2 protein-coding genes are annotated in these 1432 nt (G+C 70.7%); both read right to left on the bottom strand.

The genetic code is table 11. The features are described from left to right. Positions 1-144: 144 nt before the first annotated feature. On the bottom strand, positions 145-978 hold the full coding sequence (locus tag ACH34Q_RS46910) for a lysostaphin resistance A-like protein (RefSeq protein WP_395989760.1): 834 nt from the start codon (positions 976-978) through the stop codon (positions 145-147). 59 nt (positions 979-1037) lie between these two features. After that, a partial coding sequence (locus tag ACH34Q_RS46905) for an NADPH-dependent F420 reductase (protein ID WP_395989759.1) occupies positions 1038-1432 on the bottom strand: 395 nt, incomplete at its 5' end.

Below are 1432 nucleotides of genomic sequence, written 5' to 3'. Positions count from 1 at the left end.
ACCGCTGCCGCGGCCGTGTCCGACCGGGCCAGGCCGGTGACCTCGTGCCCGGCGGCGATGAGCTCGGGGATGATGGAGGAACCGGAATGGCCGGACCGGTGACGTCGGTCTGCTGTCACCGGTCCAGGACCTGCCGGAGTTCGATCAGCCGGCGAGGCCGGCGGCAACGTCCGCCCGGGCTGAGCGACGGGCGGGGACCACGTGACCACGCCGGTGTGCCAGCCACATGAACACGCCGGTGGCCACCACGCCGAACACCACGGCGAACACACTGCCCTCCGGTCCGAAGTCGCCGCCCGTGACCAGCGCGGAACCCGACATCGTCGCGTCCAGCAGGCCCTGCGGGGTGTTGCTGCCCGACACCTGGGTGCTGAAGATGGCGCTCGCGGCGATGTTCCAGCCGAAGTGCAGGCCGATCGGCACCCACAGCTTGCGGGTGGCGATGTAGGCGGCGGTCAGCATCCCGCCTGCCTCGATGGCGATGGCGATCGCGCCCCACAGGGTGGCGTTCGCGTTGAGCAGGTGGATCAGGCCGAACAGCGAGCCGGTCAGCACGAGCGCGATCCAGGTCCCGGTCCAGCCCTCGATGTTGCGGAACAGGACACCGCGGAAGACCAGCTCCTCGGTCACGGCGGCACCCGCCATGATGCCGAGCAGGGCGACGGCGCTCGCCGGCGAGCCCAGGCCGTTGATGGTGTAGTCGCCGAAGAAGGCGATGTTCGCGATGACCGCCCCGAACAGCGCGACGCCCAGCAGCGTGCCCCAGCCGATCCCGGCGCCCGCTCCCTCCAGCGACACCTCGACGGGGGCCCGGTGCTCGGTGCGCCGCACCACCCAGCCGTAGACCCAGACCGCGACGACGGCCGTCAGCAGACCGGCGGCCAGCGCCGGCCAGGGGTTGTCCTTCACCGCCGCGATGCCCAGATTGCCCAGGATCCAGACCGCCGCAACCGCTAAGAGCTGCCATGTCAGACGCACGATGACTCCTTCGTGAGAATCCGCGGCGGAAGCGCCGCGGGCTACCGGCAGGGGTGCGCTCAGCCGGGGAGGTCGACGCCGAGGGCGATGTCGAAGGTCCCCGCGCCGTTGCGGGCCAGGCCCATCAGCAGCGGCCCGGCCCCTTCCAGCCAGCGGGCCATCTCCAGGCCGCCGACATCCAGCGGGCGCAGTCCCAGGCTCTGGATGAACGCCGACACCTCGGCCTTGGCCCGCGCGTCGTCTCCGGCGAAGAACACGTCCAACGCACGCCCCTGGGCCAGCACGTGGCCGAAGACCGTGTTGAACGCCTTCACCACGTGCGCGCTCGCCGGGACCGCCTTGGCGATCTCCTGCGCACCGGACATGCCTTCAGCGGTGACGAGCCCGGTGGCATCGGCGTTGAACGTGTTGGAGATGTCGATGATGAACTTGCCGGCCAGTGCATCCCCGTACT

Origin of the sequence: Actinomadura sp. 9N407 (assembly GCF_044326315.1) — a bacterium.
In the GTDB taxonomy this organism is placed as follows: domain Bacteria; phylum Actinomycetota; class Actinomycetes; order Streptosporangiales; family Streptosporangiaceae; genus Spirillospora.
The sequence above is the reverse complement of the archived record's forward strand: the minus strand, read 5'-3'. Positions and strand labels throughout refer to the sequence as shown.